This window comes from Arthrobacter psychrochitiniphilus, assembly GCF_003185915.1.
GTDB classification, from domain to species: domain Bacteria; phylum Actinomycetota; class Actinomycetes; order Actinomycetales; family Micrococcaceae; genus Specibacter; species Specibacter psychrochitiniphilus.
Window position 1 is genome coordinate 537,230 of the sequence record NZ_QHLZ01000001.1, and the last position, 18,784, is coordinate 556,013.

The following is an 18,784-nucleotide window of genomic DNA, read 5'->3' on the forward strand; positions in this document are numbered from 1 at the left end:
GGTGCTCCTCTTGCCTGGAGTTAACTTGTGCGCCACCACGGCAGTCTGACGTTGGGCAACTTGTTCACTGGCGCCGCCCCAGCACTCCCGCCGTGCGCTGAGCAACCGGATCCTGGACCTACTTAAACGGGTTCCAGGGCGCATCAGGGGCCAACACTGACAATCCGCCCCGCAACAGCAGGAAGCCCACAATACCCACCACCCATAGCAGCGTCTCCCCCGCAATTTTTCCCAACGTGGCGCGGACCCGCTGCAACAACGGATCCAGCCGGCGTCCTAAGAGCACACGCAGCAGCACAAGAACCAGTGCCGGGATCAGCATGAGCAAACAATAGATGGCAAGCACCGCAATTTCTCCAGGCAGCGCCAGCGTTGAGTTGGATAGGAACCTAATGGCCACCAAGTACGGAAGCATGGTGGGTAGTTCCAACAATCCTGCCAATAGCGCCAAGCCGACAATGCCGCCCGGGCTAAGCAGGGCCTTGGACAACCTCTTGTGCCATTTGATTTCGGCGCCTGCAACAGCGGCGCCGGTGCCCGTCCCGGCGGTGCCAGTCCCGGCAACGCCAGCAGACGAGTCCGCTGAGACGATGGCCCGCTGCTTCTCCCTCTTCGCCGGGTTCGGCGCCAACGCATACGCCAGCATGCCTGCCCCACCCAACAGCATGACCCACTGGATCACTGGGAGCTGTTCCAATGATCCACCGTTCAAACCGTTGAGCGCCCACTCAAGACCGCTGAGCATGGCGATTCCAATCAACAAATAAAAGAACGCCAACACACCAAGGTACAGCAGGATCCGTGGAAGAATCCGGCGGGCATCGGGGCGTAAGAGCAGCCAGAGCGGGATCAGCAATGTTCCTATGCTGGTGCTGTCAATAAGGGCCAATACGGCAAGTTGGGCATAGATGGCAATAGTCATGCTTCCAGCGTGCCCACGCCCTTCCCGCACCGCGTCGGCCAGGGGAACCACAACCTGTCATACCTTCGTCGCATGAATGCCGTGTTTGGCTTGCTGCGCCCGCTGTGGCACGGAACACTGGTGGCATGGTCCAATCCCCCGCAGCCACCCGTCCACTGCCGCTGTTGCGGCGCTTGGGTGGCAGATTCATGAGTCTTGACGTGCGCAATATTGGCAACATCAAGATCGAGGATATGGCCCTGTCCGGTGGCTACTTTGCTATTTTTTGGCTCCTGGAGGCGGTCAACCTCACCGCTTTCGGCAGCCTCAAGGTCGAAGCTTTCGCGTCCGCTTGGCCAGCCATTGCCGTGCTGGGCTGCGCGGGTGTATTGTTCCGCAGGACCTCCCCCACTGCCATGGCATGGATGTGTGGCACCGCAGCCGTGGGCTTGCTCCTGGCTGGTCAGGCCGGGGCGTTTTTGCTGATGTTCGAGCTCTTCTTCTCCTTGGTCCTCTTTGGGACTGCACGGGCCTCAGCGCTTGCATCACACGCCGCATGGGTTCTCTCCGCGCTATCTGTGGCGGGCGCCTTCGCTCTCTTCCGGGATGCCGGAATTGCCGTTGCCGCCGGCTTCATCGCCGTCCTCACTCTCCTGACCCCAGCGGAGTGGGCCGGGAACTTGCGCAAAGCCAATCAGCTTGCGGACAGTGAATCCGCCCGCGCCGATGCCGTCCAGGAGGCGTCCCGGCAACGCCTGCTGGCCGAACGCAACGCCCATGATTTAGCCCTGGAGCATGAAAGAGCGCATCTGGCGCGGGAGCTCCACGACGTCATCTCCGCCCGGCTCTGCGCCATTGCACTGCAGTCCGGGGCTGCGCTCCATGGCGCCCCAGAGGGATCGGGCCGCGTTCTCCTGCACCAAATCCGCGGTGAAAGTGTTGCCGGCCTGGAAGAACTGAACACCATGATCCGGCTCCTGCATACCAGAGAGGTTTCCGAGTCCCCGGGCAGGCTTGCTGATCTCGAATCTCTCACCGAGTCCCGCCGGGCTGCCGGGCTTGAGGTACATCTGGACAATGCCATGGACGACGGCGGACATCACCTACCGCTGTCCGTGCAGACCGCGGTGTACCGCATAGTGTCCGAGTCCCTAATCAACGCTGCCAAACATGCCCCGGGTCAGCCGGTGGATATTTCCCTTGCCGCCAGTGGTCCGGGGGAAGAGCTTGTGGTGAGCGTGCGGAACCTGCTTCCGAGTGATCCCAGCGGTGCCCCCACAGGAACAGGAACCGGCATCCCAAGCATGCATTTCCGTGCCACGCATGCCGGCGGAATGCTGAGAACCGGCCCCGAGGAGGAACACTGGGTGGTCCGTCTGCGGCTTCCGCACCAGCCCCAGGACAGCACCGATCCCAACGAAGGAGCGCGTGCATGAGCCTGCCCCGCTCCCCCGCCCCCATCACAGTGCTGATAGTTGATGACCACGCAGCCATCAGGCTCGGCATGCGCATGGTGGTAAACACTTCCCCGGACATGGAGGTAGTGGGCGAGGCCGGTGACGGTGCAACGGCACTTAGCATGGCACGGGCCCTGCGTCCGGACGTGGTGCTCATGGATTTGCGCATGCCCGGCATGGACGGCATCGAGGCCACCAAAACCATCACCGAGGAAAGGCTCGCCAGCGTCCTGGTGCTGACCACCTTTGACCACGACGCGCAACTATTTGGCGCGCTCCGGGCCGGTGCCTGCGGGTTCCTGCTCAAAACAGCCGAACCGGAAGCGATCACGGCAGCCATACGCCGGGTGCATGGTGGAGATCAGGTCATTGCCCCAGAGGTAACGGCCCGGATTGTGGCCGCAGCGTTGTCGGGCAAGCAGGCGCCGGTGCCGGATCCTGCCCCTGTTCCGGGCCTGGCGGAGCTGACGGAGCGCGAACGGGAGGTGTTTGCCGCCCTCGGCGAGGGCCTGAGCAACCACGTGATCGGGCGCCGTCTGGGAATCTCCGAGGCCACCGTAAAAACCCACGTCTCGCGGGTGCTCTCCAAGCTGGGCCTGGCCTCGCGGGTGCAGGCGGCGCTGCTGCACAAGTAGCAGCCCATCGCGCTCCCTTGCCGCCGGCCAACTTCGGGTCCATCATGGGGGAACGGAGCATAGAGGGCTCGCGCCTGGGTCAACAGGCACTGCGCCGCTCTCATGGGGCGGTTGCTGGGGAAAAGGAGAACGTCATGGGAGCAACAAGGAAACCCACCCGGTGCAGCATTGCGCCACCGGATTTGTTGGGCAGGTTAGCTGTGGAGGGAACACCTGAGCAGCGTGAAGCGGCCACCTGTGCACTGGCCACCTCCGCGGCCATGCGGTCCCAGCGGGCCGTGATGGGCCAGCTGGGCCGGCGGTTGAACATCCGCACCGGGTCCCTGGCAGGCGCCACCTTGGAGACGGGCGAACGGCTGAGCGTCTACGACAACCAGACACAAGGCCGGCAGTTCCTGCCCGGCGTTTTGGTGCGCGGCTGGGAGGCGCCTGCCGTGGTGGACACGTCAGTCAACCAGGCCTATGACGGCAGCAACGCCACCTATGAGTTCTACCGCGACCAGTTTGGCCGCAGCTCACTGGACGGGGTTGGCATGGAACTCGTCTCCACGGTCCACTACGGTGTCGGATTCGACAATGCTTTCTGGGACGGTTCGCAAATGGTGTATGGCGACGGCAGCGGGCGGATCTTCAAGATCGGCGCCCTGACCAGTGCCATCGACGTGATCGCCCACGAGCTCACGCATGGCGTCACCGAGTTCACTGCCGGGCTCGTCTACAGCAAACAGTCAGGCGCACTGAATGAATCCTTCTCCGACGTTTTTGGTTCCCTGGTCAAGCAGCATAGCCTCAACCAGACGGCGGCAGAGGCCAGCTGGCTGATTGGCGAAGGAATCTTGGTCCCCGAACTGGGGGCGGCACTGCGTTCCATGATTCACCCCGGCACCGCCTACTCCGGGGACCGGCAGCCCGGGAACATGGCAGAGTACGTGAACCTGCCGGACAACAACGATCCACGCAACGACAACGGCGGGGTGCACATCAACTCCGGCATTCCCAACCGTGCCTTCGCGCTGGCAGCAATTGCCTTGGGCGGCCACGCCTGGGAAAAAGCCGGCCGGATCTGGTACGAGGTCCTGACTACCAGGCTGCGCCCCACTACACAATTTGATGCAGCCGCCCACGCCACCATTGATGTAGCGGGGATGATCTTCGGAGAGGCTGAGCAAGTTGCCGTCCACAACGCGTGGAAAGAAGTTGGAGTACTCTCATGAAATTGACCATCATCCGGGCCGGCGGCATTGCCGGAATCGTGGCCCGGACAGAGCTGGACCAGCAGGCCCTGCCGAAATCGGCGGCGAAGGACTTTGCCGGGGAAGTCAGTAGAGCTAGGCTCTCCGACCAGCCGCCACCTCCTCCCGATGTGCCAAGGCCCGACACCCAGTTATACGAACTCAATCTGGAATGGACTGGGCGCGAGGTCACGGCGCGCTATACGGATGACAGCCTCCCTGAGGACGTCCGGCTGCTCGTGGCCTGGGTGGACAGCCGTCCGGAGAGGGTGGAATCGATCGAGTTGTAATCCCGCGCCTAGTGCGCCACCCAGCCCTCCAACGCAGAAGGGAAGCTCCACGCCGGAACGTGCGTTCCGTCGTCGAGCTTCCCTTGGCAGCAACTACTCCTAGGCGCGCTCTGCGGCCTCCACTACGTTGGCCAGCAGCATGGCGCGGGTCATGGGACCCACACCACCCGGGTTCGGGGAGATCCAGCTGGCTACCGAAGCAGCGCCGGGCTCCACGTCCCCGGTGACAACTGCCTTGCCGTTACCGTCATCCACGCGGGACACGCCAACGTCCAGGACAATGGCTCCAGGCTTCAAATCAGCGGCCTTGATCATGTGCGGGACACCGGCGGCGGCAACCACCACGTCAGCCTCGCGCAGCTCGGCAGCAAGGTCCTTGGTTCCCGTGTGTGCCAGAACCACTGTGGCATTGATGTCGCGGCGGGTCAGCAGCAAGCCCATGGGCCGGCCAATGGTCACGCCGCGGCCAACAACCAGAACACGTTTGCCGTTCAGTGAAATGCCGTGGCGTTCCAGCAACACAATGCAGCCCTTGGGCGTGCATGGCAGCGGGGAGACCATGGGCCGGTTCACGTTCGCAACTAGGCGCCCCAAGTTCATGGGGTGCAGGCCGTCGGCGTCTTTGGCCGGGTCGATGGCTTCCAGCACCACGTCCTGATCAATATGGCCAGGCAGTGGCAACTGCACAATGTAACCGGTGCAGGAGGGGTCCTCGTTGAGCTGGCGGACCGCTGCCAGAACCTCGTCTTGGGTGGCTGTCTCGGGCAGGTCAATACGAATGGACTTGATGCCCACTTGCGCACAATCCTTGTGCTTTCCGCCCACGTACCACTGCGAGCCCGGATCCGAGCCAACAAGGATGGTACCCAGGCCCGGGGTGACCCCGCGTGCGGCGAGGGCCGCTACGCGTTCGGTCAGCTCGGCTTTGATGGCAGCGGCTGTGGCCTTGCCATCAAGAATCTGAGCAGTGGCCATTTTTACCATTCTTCCTGACCGGGGTACAGCGGGAAGTTCGCGGTGAGGGCCTTGACACGGGCGCTCAGTGCCTGAACATCGGCACCACCCTTGAGTGCTGAGGCAATGATCTCGCCAACTTCGGTGAACTCCGGTGCGCCAAAGCCACGGGTGGCCAGCGCCGGGGTGCCAATGCGCAGACCGGAGGTGACCATCGGCGGGCGCGGGTCAAACGGAACAGCATTGCGGTTCACGGTGATGCCAACGCTGTGCAGGAGGTCCTCAGCCTGCTGGCCGTCCAGGACGGAGTTGCGCAGGTCAACCAGCACCAGGTGCACATCGGTGCCGCCAGTCAAAACGGAAACTCCTGCCTCGGCAACGTCAGGAGCGTTCAGGCGCTCAGCAATGATCTTTGCACCCTCCAAAACGCGGGCCTGGCGTTCGGCGAATTCTTCGCCTGCGGCAACCTTGAAAGCCACAGCCTTGGCGGCGATGACGTGCATGAGCGGGCCGCCCTGCTGTCCCGGGAAGACGGCGGAGTTGAGCTTCTTGGCCCATTCCTTCTTTGCAAGGATCACACCGGAGCGCGGACCGGAAAGGGTCTTGTGCACAGTGGAGGTGACCACGTCGGAGTACGGCACCGGGCTCGGGTGCAGGCCAGCGGCAACGAGTCCGGCGAAGTGAGCCATATCGGTCCACAGCAGGGCCCCCACTTCATCAGCGATGGAGCGGAAGGCTGCGAAGTCCAGCTGGCGCGGGTAAGCGGACCAGCCGGCGATGATGACCTGCGGCTTCTCGGCGATGGCCTGGGCGCGCAGCTTATCCATGTCAATGCGGAAGGTATCGGGCTCAACTTCGTACGCGGCAACTTCGTAGAGCTTACCGGAGAAGTTCAGCTTCATGCCGTGTGTCAGGTGCCCGCCGTGAGCCAGGGACAGGCCCATGATCTTATCGCCGGGCTTGATCATGGCAGCTAGCGCAGCGGCGTTCGCCTGGGCACCGGAGTGCGGCTGAACGTTGGCGTACTCGGCACCGAACAGGGCCTTCACACGCTCAATAGCCAGGTTCTCTGCCACGTCAACAGCTTCACAGCCGCCGTAGTAGCGCCGGCCCGGGTAACCCTCGGCGTACTTGTTGGTCAACACGGAACCCTGGGCTTCAAGAACGGCGCGGGGTGCGAAGTTTTCGCTGGCGATCATTTCCAGCGTGTCACGCTGGCGGGCGAGCTCGTCCTTCAGAACGGCGGCAATCTCCGGGTCAAGCTCGGAGAGCGGGGCGTTGGTAACGGACTGGGTGGGTGAAAAAGACACTACAGACTCCTGAATTCTCAGCACGAAAAACTCTTCTTGAAAAGGTTATCGCCAAACACCGCGGTATTAGGCTTTTCGTGACCTTGCGTCCCAGGCGTACGATCGCATTGGTCTTGATTCGTGCTGCTCCCCGGTGGTGTCCCACCTCATCGCCAGTCGCAACTCCTCAATAGTAATACAGAGCCCCCATGGGACGGTAACGTTGGTAGGGTGACTGATTTAATTGCGCCCTCTTCGACTCCTGCCTCCACGCATGGCTACGTGCTGACCCTTTCTTGCGCTGACCAGCCCGGCATTGTCCATGCCGTTTCTGGTTCCCTCTTGGATGCTGGTTGTAATATCACCGACTCTCAGCAATACGGAAACCCGGATACTGGCACCTTTTTCATGCGTGTTGCGGTGGAAACTACGACGTCGTTTTCCAAGCTCCGCGAGCACCTCCAGATGGTGGCGGATCGCTTTGAGCTCAAGTGGACCCTGCACCGTGCCGGTGCCCCCATCCGCACCCTGATCATGGCATCCAAGGCAGCGCACTGCCTCAATGACCTGTTGTTCCTGCAGCGCTCAGGCACCCTTCCGGTTGAAATTCCGGCCATTGTCTCCAACCACAAGGACCTGGAACCGCTCGCCGAGTTCTACGGCATCCCCTTCTATTACATTCCCGTCACCCCCGAGACCAAGGCCAGCGCCGAGGAGGCTCTCCTCGAGCTGGTGGCCGAACTCGGTGTTGAACTTGTTGTTCTGGCCCGCTACATGCAGGTCCTTTCAGATGATCTCTGCCAGCGCCTGGCCGGCAAGGCCATCAACATCCACCACTCCTTCCTCCCCTCCTTCAAGGGCGCCAAGCCGTACCACCAGGCTCACGCGCGGGGGGTCAAGATCATTGGCGCCACGGCTCACTACGTCACGGCCGTGTTGGATGAGGGTCCCATCATTGAGCAGGAAGTTATCCGTGTAGACCACGGCCACTCGGTAGAGAAGTTCGTCTCCATGGGCCGCGCGGTGGAGGCTCGCACCTTGGCGCAGGCCGTCCAGTGGCACGCCGAACACCGGGTCCTGCTGGATGGTCACCGCACAGTGGTCTTCGACTGAGCCTTTGATCTGTCGCTCCCCGCAGCCCTCACTGCTGGCTGCGCGCTGTTCCAGAGGCCGGGATCAGGGGTGAACCAGCTCAATTCCCACCCAGGAGATACCGGTGACCAGCACGGTTGAGGCCGCGGCCAAGATGAACGGACGCGCGCCAACCTTGATCAGGCTGCGGATTTTAACCCCGCAGCCTAGGGCGAACATCGCTGCGGAGAGCAGGCTTGTTTGTAACAACGAGCCGGCATGTAGAACGTCCGCTGGTATTACCAGTGTGGAACGCAACAGGACCATGGCCAGGAATCCGAGAATAAACATCGGAACTATGGGGGGACGTTTTTCACCGGGTTTGCCACAACCGGCACGCCGTTGACGCACGCTGAGCACGGCCATAACCGGCGCCAGCATCAGTACCCGCGCCAATTTGACGATCACAGCAGCCCCCAGCGCCCCTCCCCCAATAATGCCTCCGGCAGCAACCACCTGGGCAATCTCATGGATTGAAGCGCCGGCCCACATGCCGTTGAGTTCCGCACTCATACCCAGCGCCTGCCCTAGCAGTGGGATGAAGGGAATCATGAGCGAGCCGAAGATGACCACCAGTGCCACCGCGGTGACAACATCCTCCTCCTCGGAGTCAACCACCCCTTCAGCCCCGGCCACGGCGGCTGCTCCACAGATGGAGAAGCCGCAGGCAATGAGCAGCACCTGGGCCCGGCGCATCTTCAGCGCCGTGCCCAGCAACACCGTACCCAGAATGCCTCCAGCAACAATGGCAACAATGACAAGGAGCATCGGAGCGCCTAGCGCGAAGATGTCTGCGAGCGCCAACGCCAAGCCCAGGAACACGATGCCCCACCGGAGTAATTTCTTAGCTGAGAAGTCCAGCCCGGGCGCCAATACAGCCGGCAACCGGAGAGCGTTTGTCATGAGAATGCCCAGCACAATGGCGATGAGGAGCGGACTGGCGGCGGAGAAGAGAGAATTTATGGCCATGGACACGGCTGCGGCCCCGGCACAAAGCGCTAATCCTGGCCCGTAGGACCTCACTAACGGCACACGGGGCAGGAGCTTTCTTGTTTCACCAGTTGTTTGTGGGGCCCCAAGGTGGGCTTTAGTACGTGGAGTGGAGAACATATCTTCATGCTTTCAAGGACGGGGCAACCCCGGTAGACGGCACTTTCACATCACGCTATATGCTTTTGATATGAGCGATGACTGGCCGAATCTGCAAGTATTGGAACTCTTTGTTGCCGTGGTTGATACGGGCAGTGTGGGTGCAGGGGCGCGGAAGTCGGGTATGGCTCAGCCCAACGCCAGCCGTGCCGTGGCCGAGCTGGAAACCAGGCTCAAAACTTCCCTTCTAGAACGCAGCCCTCGGGGATCGGTTCCCACCGAGGCCGGCCTGGCTCTGGCTGATCATGCAAGGGAACTGCTGGATGCTGCCCAGAGTTTCACGGGCTGGCTGCGCTCCAGCCCCACTGGCGGGCGCGAAGACATCCGCGTGGGTGCCAGCATGACCATCGCCGAAACTCTCCTGCCGGCCTGGTTGGCGGAAGTCCGACGGCGCCGGCCAACCTTACGCGTTGACGTGCACGTGCTGAACTCTTCACAAGTACTCCATGAAGTCCAGCAAGGGGCCCTCCACGTGGGCTTCGTGGAGACTCCCAACGTCCCGGTGCGGGTCAATGCCATGGTGGTCCAAGAAGATCAGTTGCTGGTAGTGGTCCCGCCCAATCACCGCTGGGCCCACCACACCGGCAAAATCTCCTTGGCGGAATTAGCTCGCACACCCTTGGTGGTCAGGGAGCCCGGCTCGGGAACCTGCGAAGCGTTACAGGAGCTTTTTGCTGGCCTGCCCATGGCCGAGCCTGCGCAAGTGTTGGGCAGCAACGCAGCCGTCCGGGTGGCTGTCCTCTCCGGCGCCGGCCCCGCCGCCCTGAGCGCACTTGCCCTGCACGAGCAGTTGGAGAGCGGGGCCCTACTGCGGGTCCCCTTTGAAGGCCAGGGCATCAGCCGCCCGCTGACAGCGGTGTGGTCCGGGGCGCAACGGCTTTTCGGAGCCGCAGCGGATCTTGTTGCCGTCGCCGCCGCCCAAGAAGGCCCGCACTGAATCCACTACTGAGGAATCCTATGGCTAGGCTGGTGGCATGCAAACACGTATTTTGGGAAGAACAAACCGCACCGTATCCGCCGTCGGGCTTGGGACATGGCAGCTGGGGGCAGATTGGGGAAATGTCAGCGAGGCCGACGCCTTGGAGGTGCTTGGCGCTGGTGCCGATGCTGGCGTGAGCTTCTTTGACACCGCAGATGTCTACGGCGACGGCCGCAGCGAACAAGTGATTGGTAAATTTCTGCGCTCACGCGGACCGCAGCACGGCATCACTGTTGCCACCAAAATGGGCCGGCGTATGGACCAGATTCCAGAAAACTATGTTTTGGCGAACTTCCGTGCATGGACGGACCGGTCCCGCAAAAATCTTGGCACGGACACCCTGGATCTGGTGCAGCTACATTGCCCTCCCACCGCGGTGGTGAGTTCGGATGAGGTTTATGACGCGCTAGATACCCTCGTTGCCGAGGGCGCCATAGCCAGTTATGGGCTGAGCGTGGAAACCTGCCAGCAGGCTCTGGAGGCGATTGCCCGCCCCCACGTGGCCACCGTCCAAATCATCCTGAACGCGTTCCGGCTCAAGCCCCTCGAAGCAGTGCTGCCCGCCGCCCAGAAGGCTGGCGTGGGCATTATTGCGCGCGTGCCACTGGCCAGCGGGCTACTGTCCGGAAAGTACACCGCCACCACCACATTCGCCGCCGACGACCACCGCAACTACAACCGCGACGGCAGTCATTTTGATGTGGGCGAAACCTTCTCCGGCGTTGACTATGCACGGGGGCTTGAAGCAGCCACACGTTTTGCAGAACTCGCAGCCACGGCAGGGACCACCCCAGCACAGGCCGCGCTTGCCTGGGTGGCCCAGCTCGAGGGCGTATCTACGGTAATCCCTGGCGCCCGCTCCACGGACCAAGCCCAGGCCAATGCTGCTGCCGGATCCTTGCCACAGCTAGGCGCGGCCTTCAATACTGAGGTAGCCGCCATCTACAATTCATTACTACGAGCCGACATCCACCCACGCTGGTAACCCCCCGGCCACTGAGTAGTCACCACAACCCCCGAAGATTGGACAAATCATGAACCAACTCATTGCCCTTGACGGCAACACGCCCGACGTCCACGAAAGTGCCTTCGTGGCCCACACCGCCGTCGTCATCGGGGCCGCATCGCTGGGCGCGGATTCCAGTGCGTTCTACGGTGTTGTGATGCGCGGGGATACCAACTCAATCACTGTGGGTGAGGGAACAAATCTGCAGGACAACGTGGTGTTGCACGCTGATCCTGGCTTTCCTACCAGTGTGGGCAATGGTGTCAGTGTGGGCCACAGCGCAGTGATCCACGGCTGCACGGTTGAGGACGACTGCCTCATCGGTATGAGCGCCACCATCATGAACGGTGCCATCATTGGTGCCGGATCACTGGTGGCGGGTGGAGCTGTGGTGCTTGAAGGCGCCATTATTCCGCCCGGCTCACTCGTAGCGGGGGTTCCTGCCAAGGTACGCCGGGAGTTGAGCGCTGAAGAGCTCGAACATGTCCGTGAGAACGCACGTAACTATGCGGTATTGGCCCGCAAGCACAAGGCCCTCCAGAGCGAATAAGCGCACGCATGGCATCAGCACGTCTTGCACAAAACCAAACAAATTCCTGCACGTCGGGAACAAGAACGTGCCTAAATTCCCTGAATTGCAGACAGTGTGCGCCAGGAAAGCTGGCGCTAAATTACCCACTTATTCGCCCAAAAGCTCACGCTACACATTTGGGCTTAACGGTGAATCCTCAATCTCTGTGAATTGCGTTAATAAGTTGACCTCAAGAGCTTATGTGATGCACGCTACTATGTATGACTGACCATCTCCCCCTCACATCACCACAGGATCCCAAACCCGGCTCCCAGTCCGCGCTGCGGCATCGCAATGAACAGCTCATTGTCGCAACTCTGCGTGAGCTCGGTCCCCTCCCCCAGGCTGAGCTTGCTCGGACCACGGGTCTGTCCACAGCAACGGTCTCCAACATCGTTAAGTCCATGTGCGCAGAAGGGCTCGCCCACACCAGCCCTACCACCAGCTCGGGGCGACGCGCCCTGGCGGTTTCGCTGCTGGAGTCCCCCCACGTTGTTGTGGGCATTGATTTTGGCCGCAGCCACGTTCGGATCGTTCTAGCCAGTGCGGACCACCAGGTAAGAGCGGAAAAATCAGCACCCCTGCCAGTGGGGCATCTGGCCACCGAAAGCATCGCCACGGCCGCTACCATGCTGGCGGATGCCCTGGCGGAATCCGGAATCTCCCGCAGTGATGTCATGGGCGCTGGGATCGGGGTTCCGGGCCCCATTGACCACCGCACTGGAACCGTCATCCGTGGCGCCATCTTGCCCGAGTGGGTGGGCGTGAATATTGTGGCCCGTCTCGAAGAAGCCCTCGGCATGCCAGTATTTGCCGATAATGACGCAAACTTGGGCGCCCTGGCCCAAGTGACATGGGGTGAGCACAGCGCCGTCCGAGACCTAGTGTTCTTGAAGATCGGCAGCGGCATAGGTGCAGGCCTGATCCTCAACGGCGCCCCCTACTACGGACACACCGGCATCACCGGTGAAATTGGGCACGCCACCATCTTTGACCAAGGCCTGGTGTGCCGCTGCGGCAACCGCGGCTGCCTGGAAACCGTTGCCTCTACAGCGCTCATGATTGAACTCCTCAGCCGTGGGGAACCCCGCCCCCTCACCGTGCAGGACATCATTGCCCGCGCTACATCCGGGGATGCTGCGGCGCTTCGAGTCATTGACGACGCCGGCATGGCCGTGGGCCGGGCTGTGGCCAACGTGGCCAACATGATCAACCCGGAGATCATTGTGGTGGGCGGCCCACTCGCAGCCTTGGGCCACATCCTGCTCGATCCCATCCGGCGCGGACTGACAAGGCACGCCGTTCCCGCAATTGGCGAGGCAACCACCGTCGTCATGTCTTCCCTCGGCGATCGGGCCGAGGTGCTGGGTGCCGTTTCGCTGGCCCTAAACCACACCCGCAAGCACTAATACGCCCAAATAAGCACCAGCCAGCGCAGCATTCATGGTGGGAGGAGACAAAAAGGGCTACTGTTACCAATCCGTTGCGTTAAATAATTGACTACAACAAGTGATGCAGGTAACTTTTGGGGAGCGGGTATTTAACCACCCACAAGATCATCATTTTCGAACAATTATTCACGGAGGAAAATATGCGACGTCGTCTATCGTTGCTTGCCGGAGTTGCAGCGCTGGGTCTGACCCTTGCAGGCTGCGGCGGAGGCGGCGACACACCCAGTGACAACGGCAACGCCAAGGATGCAACCGGCAAGGTTGGCGTCTTCACTTGGTGGGCTGATGGTTCTGAAAAGGCTGGCCTGGATGCCCTCGTTGGCGTGTTCAACAAGGACTTCCCGAACGTCACCTTTGACAACCTGGCTGTTGCTGGCGGCGCCGGTTCACAGGCTAAGAGCGTTCTGGCTGCCCAGTTGAAGGCTGGCAACCCGCCGGATTCCTTCCAGGCCCACGCAGGTGCCGAACTGCAGGACTACATCGATGCTGACCAGCTCGAAGACCTCAGCAGCTTCTACAAGGACAACGACCTTTCGTCGCAGTTCCCCAAGGACCTGGTTGACCGCCTGACAGTTGACGGCAAGATCTACTCCGTGCCCTCCAACATCCACCGCGCCAACGTGGTGTGGGCCAATGTTGAGGTCCTGAAGAAGGCCGGCATTGATCCGGAAAAGCCGGCTGAGAACCTTGACGGCTGGTTCGCAGACATGGACAAGATCAAAGCCACCGGGGTCATCCCGCTGGCAGTGGCTGGTTCCTGGACCCAGGTCCAGCTGTTTGAGAACGTCCTGCTCTCCAGCTTGGGTGTTGACGGCTACAACGGCCTCTGGGACGGTAAGACCGATTGGAAGAGCGCCGAAGTAACCACGGCCATCAAGGCCTACGAGAAGGCACTTTCCTACACCAACACAGACCGTGACTCACTTAGCGACTGGGCTCCGGCAACGCAGCTGGTCCAGGACGGCGCAGCAGCGTACAACGTCATGGGTGACTGGGCCGAAGCCAAGTTCGCTCAGGACGGCGATAAGTCCGGCGTCGATTACACCTACTTCCCTACCCCGGGAACCGCAGGCGTTTTTGACTTCCTGGCTGACTCCTTCACCCTCCCCAAGGGCGCCCCGAACCCGGCCGGCGCCAAGGCGTGGCTGACCACCATCGGCTCGGCTGAAGGCCAGACCGCGTTCAACAAGGTCAAGGGATCCATCCCGGCCAACACCACGGCAAAGACCGATGACTTCTCTGAGTACCAGAAGAGCGCCATCAAGGACTTCAGCCAGGACAAGATCGTTTCCTCCTTGGCTCACGGTGCAGCAGTGCCGGTTGCCTGGTTGAACGATCTGAGCACAGCTGTGAGCAAGTTTGGCGGCGACAAGAATGTTGATGGATTGCAGAGCTCCGCTGCAGCCATTGCGGCGAAGTTCGCCAAGTAATAACCACAGTGAGGTTGGGGGCGGCCGTGACTACCAAGTTGCGCCGCCCCCAAACCATGTGGTCCCGAATTTCTTCGGAAGGAGGCAAACTATGTTAAAGCGCGCAAAAACATGGGGCCCCAGCGTATTGCTGCTGGCCCCCACCATCATCCTCGTTGGCGTATTCGTCTACTGGCTCATCATTGAAAACTTCCGAGTCAGCCTGACCAACCAACACACCGCCAAACCGAGCAATAAGTATGTTGGTTTTGAGAACTACACCAACCTCTTGGCGGACCCCAACTTCCAGCACTCCCTATGGAACCTGCTGATCCTGACAGTTGTCTTCCTCGGCGGCACCCTCATTTTCGGCTTTTTGTGGGCCTGGATCCTGGAACAGCCGGCCAAGGGCGAAGGCTTCTTCCGCTCTGTCTACCTGTTCCCCATGTCAGTTTCCTTCATCGCCTCCGGCGTTGTGTGGCGCTGGCTGCTTTCCAGCCTGCAAACGTCCCAGCCTGGTGGTGAACGCACCACCGGCCTGAACCGCCTCTTGGACAGCGTGGGCCTGGGCGCCCTGCAAAACGACTGGTGGTCCAACCCCACCTGGGGTATCGCCGCTATTGCCGTCCCCGCCATCTGGCAGCTCTCCGGCTACGTCATGGCCCTTTTCTTGGCCGGTTTCCGCGGCATCCCGGACGAGCTGCGAGAAGCGGCCCGGATTGATGGCTGCACCGAATGGAAGCTGTACCGCCACGTGATCTTCCCGCAGTTGAGCCCCGTGATGCTCTCCGCCGTGATCATCATCGGCCACATGTCACTGAAGCTCTTTGACCTGATTCGCGCCATTGTTCCGGACGCCAACACCTACGACGTCCAGGTGCCCGCCACCATGATGTGGGTCAAATACATTGGCAGCGACTACGCCGATGCAGCAGCGATCGGAACCATCCTGTTGGTTCTGGTGGCCCTGGTTGTCATCCCCTACCTCTGGTACACCTCACGGATGGAGAAGCGCTAATGGCCACCGCCACAGTGAATAATAAAAACCGCGCGCGTTCCGCCCAGGACATGGCCTCCGACGCAAAACGCACCACCAAGCGCCGCATCAACCGGACCTTGAAGTACGCACTGCTGATCTTCTTCGTCATCATGGTCCTGCTGCCCGCCTATGTTTTGTTCATCACCAGTTTCAAGGGCACCGCCGACGCCGATCCCTCGCGCGCCTGGTACCTCCCCCAGGTGTGGGAAACAGGAGGCTGGGTCAAGGCCTGGACCACCCTGGCACCGTCACTGGGCCGCACCGTCATGCTGGTGGTCCCCTCCGCCATCATCTCCTCCTTCTTGGGCTCCATTAACGGCTATGTACTCTCCAAGTGGAAGTTCCCCGGGGCCAACATCATCTTCACGTTGATCTTGTTCGGCATGTTCATTCCGTACCAGGCCGTGATGATCCCGTTGACGCAGTTGGTCAGCGATCTCGGCGTTCCTCAGGGCATCCCGTCCCTGATGCTTTTGCACATTGTGTATGGCATCCCGATCTGTACGCTGATCTTCCGCAACTACTACGCCTCCGTGCCCGATGAACTGATCGAGGCCGCCCGCATGGATGGGGCCGGAATTCTACGCACTTACGGCTCGGTCATCCTCCCGGTGTCAGCGCCTGGCTTTGTGGTAGTGCTGATCTGGCAGTTCACGTCCGCCTGGAACGATTACCTCTTTGCCGCGTTCTTCTCCTCCGGCCGCAACGGCCCGGTCACGATCGCACTGTCCTTCCTGGCCGGCGGTCAGCTCACCGACTACGCCGCCTCCATGGCCGGGGCACTCATCGCCTCCGTCCCCACGCTCATTGTCTACATCCTGTTGGGCAAGTACTTTGTGGGCGGCCTGATGAGCGGTTCCGTCAAGGGCTAAACCAGCGTCCTGAGGCTGGCCAACAGCGAAAGGCCCCTCCCGCCGTCGTATATTTCCAAAAGGAAGTACGACGCCGGGAGGGGCCTTTTGCATGTCATCCCACCTGCCTATGAGGTTGCTCAGTTGCGTTTCTTGGGACGGCTGGCGATGGCCAGCAACGCTATCAAGGCGATACCTGCACCGAGCTGCGCCAACAGCCTCCCCCACGTCATGCCAGCGTTGAAGGCGTCAGAGCCGTGTGGGGCGGTGAGCCAGCTGATGGCTGTGATGCCGAGGCTGGTAATGATCAGCGTAGCGACGACCAGCACTATCACCCTGCGACCAACGCTCATGCGGTACCAAATCATCCTCATGGAGTAACTGTTTCTTTTCGGGCCGCTTCTTGGCGGGCAACTATTTCGGTAATCCAGATCGGCGCATAGGGTGAGGTGCAGTTGGGCGGTGTGGGATAGTCTTTGAGCACTTCGAGGCGTTCGCCGATAGCTAGTGCACGCTCGCGCAGCTCTGGGTTTTCAATGCCAATCTGGGCCAGCGCCGTGTTCATGGCCCATTGCAGGCGCGACGGGGCCGTTTTCATCTGCGCCTCAATGATCTCCAGCAGTTCCGGCAGGTTCAGCCCGTCCGGCTTTTTCACGATCAGTTCACTCGTCAGTGCCCAACCGGAGGCGGCCACAATAGGGTCGGGATCGGCAAACCAGGCCTGCCGCAACTCTTCCGTGTGGACGCTTTTCTTCACCACGTAGTTAATGAACCAGTCGTTGACCTTGGGTACGGATGCTTCCCGAACCATGGTTTCCAGCTCCTTGACGGTGAACGCCTTGGGCCGGCAGATCAGCAGGGCCAGCAGACGGGCTGCCGTGTTGCCCGTCTGCCACAATTCGCGGGACAGCTCGGGCTGGGTTTTCAGCGCTTTCGCGATGGTGCGCAAGGTGCCAAGGTTCACGCCGTGATCGTCCCCGCGGGATTCATTGATGGCCCGTGCTTTAGGATTCTCCAGCGCAGCGAGCTCCTGCAGCAACTGCTCAGCGGTAAGCTGTTCCACGGTATTGCCTTTCTTTGATCTATAGTCTCAAGCGTAATAGCAGAGGCCCACACCGTGGCCCGTCATGTTCCCCGCCCTACACCTGGCAACTGGCAGAATTGGCGCATGAGCATCCAACGATTCGTCGGCCGTCCCGACTGGTACACAACGTTCAATCCCGAGACCCTCACCGCAACCGGTGATGCCCTGCGCTGGGGAGTTGTCGCCACCGGAAACATTGCCCGCACCGTGACTGCCGATTTGGCACTTCTGGAGGACGCCGTCCTGCACGCCGTCAGTTCCCGCGGAGTAGGCAGCGCGGCCGGTTTTGCCACCGACTTCGGCTTCGCTACGTACTATTATGACGGCGGAGAGCACGGCACCGCCGCGGCTGGATACCTACAACTGGTGCAGGACCCGGACGTGGATGTTGTCTACATCGCCACCCCGCACGCCCAGCACTATGACATCGCCAAGGCTGCTTTGGAGCACGGCAAGCATGTTCTGTGTGAGAAGGCGTTGACCATCACCGCAGCTGAAGCACGGGCACTCATTGAGTTGGCCAGGGAACGGCAGCTGTTCCTCATGGAGGCTGTGTGGGCACGGTTTGTTCCCGGCTTCCAGCGGGCGTTGGAGATCCTGGAATCCGGAGAGATCGGCCAAGTGAAGTGGGTGCGGGCCGATCTTGGTTTCCCTGCCCCGATGGATGACAGCGCCCGCATCTGGGCGCCAGCTGACGGTGGCGGGGCGCTCTTGGACATCAGCGTCTACCCCCTGTTGTGGGCGTGGGGCACGCTGGGCGCCCCGGAGGCCGTGCATGCCACGGCGGAGTTGACTGCCTTGGGTGTGGATGCGCAAAACTCTCTGGCCCTGAGCTACGCCAACGGCGCCCAAGCCCAGCTGATGAGCTACCTTGGCTCGCATGGTCCCCGGGCCGCAGCAATTTCCGGGACCTTGGGGTTCATCGAAACCATTGGTTCGGTCAATAACCCCAAGGGATTGCGGATCGGTGTGGGCTGGGAAGAGGAGCGCGAAGAGTATTTTGAGCACCCCGGCAGCGGATACACGTACCAGCTGCGCGAGGTAACCCGCTGCATCCAGGCCGGGCTAACTGAAAGTCCCACCATGCCTTTGGCTGACTCCTTGGCCATCATGGCACTCTTCGATAACGCTCGGGAACAAATTGGTGTCAGCTACCCCAACGATTCCCGCACGGACCTCTAGCCCCACCCCACCGGCGCCTCCCCCACCCACGCCTCACCCACAAACGCTCTCCCATCAATGGTTGAAAAATCAGGAACGCTATCTCACAAAGTGGGATAACGTTGCTGAAAAACTCGCCATTGCTGAGAGAGCGTTTGTAACAAGCGGCTCGAAGGGAGGCAACCCATCCTTGGA

At 61.2% G+C, this 18,784-nt stretch carries 19 protein-coding genes and 1 riboswitch; of the genes, 13 read left to right on the forward strand and 6 right to left on the reverse strand.

The annotated features are described in order from the left end of the window. Positions 1-118 precede the first annotated feature (118 nt). Positions 119-922 (reverse strand): GAP family protein, encoded by an 804-nt coding sequence (locus tag CVS29_RS02325; RefSeq protein WP_110104692.1) that lies wholly within the window; start codon positions 920-922, stop codon positions 119-121. 125 nt (positions 923-1,047) lie between these two features. Between CVS29_RS02325 and CVS29_RS02330 the strand changes: the two genes are divergently transcribed. From CVS29_RS02330 to CVS29_RS02345, 4 genes are all read left to right on the forward strand, one after another. Then, positions 1,048-2,337 (forward strand): sensor histidine kinase, encoded by a 1,290-nt coding sequence (locus CVS29_RS02330; protein ID WP_146212968.1) that lies wholly within the window; start codon positions 1,048-1,050, stop codon positions 2,335-2,337. Beyond that, positions 2,334-2,993, forward strand: coding sequence for a response regulator (locus CVS29_RS02335; protein ID WP_110104694.1), 660 nt, complete (start codon positions 2,334-2,336; stop codon positions 2,991-2,993). The genes CVS29_RS02330 and CVS29_RS02335 overlap by 4 nt, the downstream gene beginning before the upstream one ends. Positions 2,994-3,127: 134 nt before the next feature. Continuing rightward, positions 3,128-4,207 carry a M4 family metallopeptidase gene (locus CVS29_RS02340; RefSeq protein WP_110104695.1) on the forward strand — a complete coding sequence of 360 codons (1,080 nt, stop codon included), beginning with the start codon at positions 3,128-3,130 and terminating at the stop codon, positions 4,205-4,207. Continuing rightward, the gene (locus CVS29_RS02345) at positions 4,204-4,515 is read left to right on the forward strand and encodes a protealysin inhibitor emfourin (RefSeq protein ID WP_110104696.1); all 312 of its coding nucleotides are present in this window, start codon (positions 4,204-4,206) and stop codon (positions 4,513-4,515) included. Before CVS29_RS02340 ends, CVS29_RS02345 begins: the two co-directional genes overlap by 4 nt. Before the next feature lie 99 nt (positions 4,516-4,614). Here CVS29_RS02345 and CVS29_RS02350 read toward each other — a convergent pair whose 3' ends face one another. Both CVS29_RS02350 and glyA read right to left on the reverse strand, forming a co-directional pair. Beyond that, on the reverse strand, positions 4,615-5,490 hold the full coding sequence (locus tag CVS29_RS02350; RefSeq protein WP_373366671.1) for a bifunctional methylenetetrahydrofolate dehydrogenase/methenyltetrahydrofolate cyclohydrolase: 876 nt from the start codon (positions 5,488-5,490) through the stop codon (positions 4,615-4,617). Positions 5,491-5,492: 2 nt separating this feature from the next. Continuing rightward, on the reverse strand, positions 5,493-6,779 hold the full coding sequence (glyA, locus tag CVS29_RS02355) for a serine hydroxymethyltransferase (protein ID WP_110104698.1): 1,287 nt from the start codon (positions 6,777-6,779) through the stop codon (positions 5,493-5,495). 81 nt (positions 6,780-6,860) lie between these two features. Next, a riboswitch (ZMP/ZTP riboswitch) is annotated at positions 6,861-6,949 on the reverse strand. A gap of 40 nt (positions 6,950-6,989) precedes the next feature. On the opposite strand from glyA, the gene purU reads away from it, so the two are divergent. Beyond that, complete coding sequence (purU, locus tag CVS29_RS02360) at positions 6,990-7,871, forward strand: formyltetrahydrofolate deformylase (RefSeq protein ID WP_245932013.1); 882 nt, start codon at positions 6,990-6,992, stop codon at positions 7,869-7,871. A gap of 63 nt (positions 7,872-7,934) precedes the next feature. Here purU and CVS29_RS02365 read toward each other — a convergent pair whose 3' ends face one another. Next, positions 7,935-8,999: a YeiH family protein gene (locus CVS29_RS02365; RefSeq protein ID WP_110104699.1), complete on the reverse strand. Its 1,065-nt coding sequence runs from the start codon at positions 8,997-8,999 to the stop codon at positions 7,935-7,937. Positions 9,000-9,069: 70 nt separating this feature from the next. Between CVS29_RS02365 and CVS29_RS02370 the strand changes: the two genes are divergently transcribed. The 7 genes from CVS29_RS02370 to CVS29_RS02400 all read left to right on the forward strand — a co-directional run bounded on the left by CVS29_RS02370 (position 9,070) and on the right by CVS29_RS02400 (position 16,365). Continuing rightward, positions 9,070-9,975, forward strand: coding sequence for a LysR family transcriptional regulator (locus CVS29_RS02370; protein ID WP_110104700.1), 906 nt, complete (start codon positions 9,070-9,072; stop codon positions 9,973-9,975). Positions 9,976-10,012: 37 nt separating this feature from the next. Next, a complete protein-coding gene (locus tag CVS29_RS02375) occupies positions 10,013-11,002 on the forward strand; it encodes an aldo/keto reductase (protein WP_110104701.1) in 990 nt (329 codons plus the stop codon). Between the two features lie 49 nt (positions 11,003-11,051). Then, positions 11,052-11,573 carry a gamma carbonic anhydrase family protein gene (locus CVS29_RS02380; protein WP_110104702.1) on the forward strand — a complete coding sequence of 174 codons (522 nt, stop codon included), beginning with the start codon at positions 11,052-11,054 and terminating at the stop codon, positions 11,571-11,573. A 242-nt stretch (positions 11,574-11,815) separates the two neighbouring features. Further along, complete coding sequence (locus tag CVS29_RS02385; protein ID WP_110104703.1) at positions 11,816-13,003, forward strand: ROK family transcriptional regulator; 1,188 nt, start codon at positions 11,816-11,818, stop codon at positions 13,001-13,003. Positions 13,004-13,185: 182 nt separating this feature from the next. After that, positions 13,186-14,475 carry an ABC transporter substrate-binding protein gene (locus tag CVS29_RS02390; protein WP_110104704.1) on the forward strand — a complete coding sequence of 430 codons (1,290 nt, stop codon included), beginning with the start codon at positions 13,186-13,188 and terminating at the stop codon, positions 14,473-14,475. Between the two features lie 91 nt (positions 14,476-14,566). Continuing rightward, positions 14,567-15,472 carry a carbohydrate ABC transporter permease gene (locus CVS29_RS02395; RefSeq protein WP_110104705.1) on the forward strand — a complete coding sequence of 302 codons (906 nt, stop codon included), beginning with the start codon at positions 14,567-14,569 and terminating at the stop codon, positions 15,470-15,472. Next, positions 15,472-16,365 (forward strand): carbohydrate ABC transporter permease, encoded by an 894-nt coding sequence (locus CVS29_RS02400; protein ID WP_110104706.1) that lies wholly within the window; start codon positions 15,472-15,474, stop codon positions 16,363-16,365. Before CVS29_RS02395 ends, CVS29_RS02400 begins: the two co-directional genes overlap by 1 nt. 119 nt (positions 16,366-16,484) lie before the next feature. Here the strand turns inward: CVS29_RS02400 and CVS29_RS02405 are convergent, their stop codons facing one another. Together CVS29_RS02405 and CVS29_RS02410 are read right to left on the reverse strand one after the other, a co-directional pair. Then, positions 16,485-16,718 (reverse strand): hypothetical protein, encoded by a 234-nt coding sequence (locus CVS29_RS02405; protein ID WP_146212969.1) that lies wholly within the window; start codon positions 16,716-16,718, stop codon positions 16,485-16,487. Further along, complete coding sequence (locus tag CVS29_RS02410; RefSeq protein WP_110104708.1) at positions 16,715-17,407, reverse strand: DNA alkylation repair protein; 693 nt, start codon at positions 17,405-17,407, stop codon at positions 16,715-16,717. Before CVS29_RS02410 ends, CVS29_RS02405 begins: the two co-directional genes overlap by 4 nt. Positions 17,408-17,512: 105 nt before the next feature. Between CVS29_RS02410 and CVS29_RS02415 the strand changes: the two genes are divergently transcribed. Next, on the forward strand, positions 17,513-18,610 hold the full coding sequence (locus CVS29_RS02415) for a Gfo/Idh/MocA family protein (RefSeq protein WP_110104709.1): 1,098 nt from the start codon (positions 17,513-17,515) through the stop codon (positions 18,608-18,610). Positions 18,611-18,784 lie beyond the last annotated feature (174 nt).

What these genes read in the sequence shown, in the direction of transcription:
- CVS29_RS02340 (WP_110104695.1), top strand. Translation starts at nt 3,128, where the DNA reads ATGGGAGCAACAAGGAAACCCACCCGGTGCAGCATTGCGCCACCGGAT.
- CVS29_RS02400 (WP_110104706.1), top strand. Translation starts at nt 15,472, where the DNA reads ATGGCCACCGCCACAGTGAATAATAAAAACCGCGCGCGTTCCGCCCAG.
- CVS29_RS02395 (WP_110104705.1), top strand. Translation starts at nt 14,567, where the DNA reads ATGTTAAAGCGCGCAAAAACATGGGGCCCCAGCGTATTGCTGCTGGCC.
- CVS29_RS02370 (WP_110104700.1), top strand. Translation starts at nt 9,070, where the DNA reads ATGAGCGATGACTGGCCGAATCTGCAAGTATTGGAACTCTTTGTTGCC.
- CVS29_RS02350 (WP_373366671.1), bottom strand. Translation starts at nt 5,490, where the DNA reads ATGGCCACTGCTCAGATTCTTGATGGCAAGGCCACAGCCGCTGCCATC.
- CVS29_RS02365 (WP_110104699.1), bottom strand. Translation starts at nt 8,999, where the DNA reads ATGTTCTCCACTCCACGTACTAAAGCCCACCTTGGGGCCCCACAAACA.
- CVS29_RS02405 (WP_146212969.1), bottom strand. Translation starts at nt 16,718, where the DNA reads ATGAGGATGATTTGGTACCGCATGAGCGTTGGTCGCAGGGTGATAGTG.
- CVS29_RS02390 (WP_110104704.1), top strand. Translation starts at nt 13,186, where the DNA reads ATGCGACGTCGTCTATCGTTGCTTGCCGGAGTTGCAGCGCTGGGTCTG.
- CVS29_RS02345 (WP_110104696.1), top strand. Translation starts at nt 4,204, where the DNA reads ATGAAATTGACCATCATCCGGGCCGGCGGCATTGCCGGAATCGTGGCC.
- CVS29_RS02325 (WP_110104692.1), bottom strand. Translation starts at nt 922, where the DNA reads ATGACTATTGCCATCTATGCCCAACTTGCCGTATTGGCCCTTATTGAC.
- CVS29_RS02330 (WP_146212968.1), top strand. Translation starts at nt 1,048, where the DNA reads ATGGTCCAATCCCCCGCAGCCACCCGTCCACTGCCGCTGTTGCGGCGC.
- CVS29_RS02415 (WP_110104709.1), top strand. Translation starts at nt 17,513, where the DNA reads ATGAGCATCCAACGATTCGTCGGCCGTCCCGACTGGTACACAACGTTC.
- CVS29_RS02385 (WP_110104703.1), top strand. Translation starts at nt 11,816, where the DNA reads ATGACTGACCATCTCCCCCTCACATCACCACAGGATCCCAAACCCGGC.
- CVS29_RS02375 (WP_110104701.1), top strand. Translation starts at nt 10,013, where the DNA reads ATGCAAACACGTATTTTGGGAAGAACAAACCGCACCGTATCCGCCGTC.
- CVS29_RS02380 (WP_110104702.1), top strand. Translation starts at nt 11,052, where the DNA reads ATGAACCAACTCATTGCCCTTGACGGCAACACGCCCGACGTCCACGAA.
- CVS29_RS02335 (WP_110104694.1), top strand. Translation starts at nt 2,334, where the DNA reads ATGAGCCTGCCCCGCTCCCCCGCCCCCATCACAGTGCTGATAGTTGAT.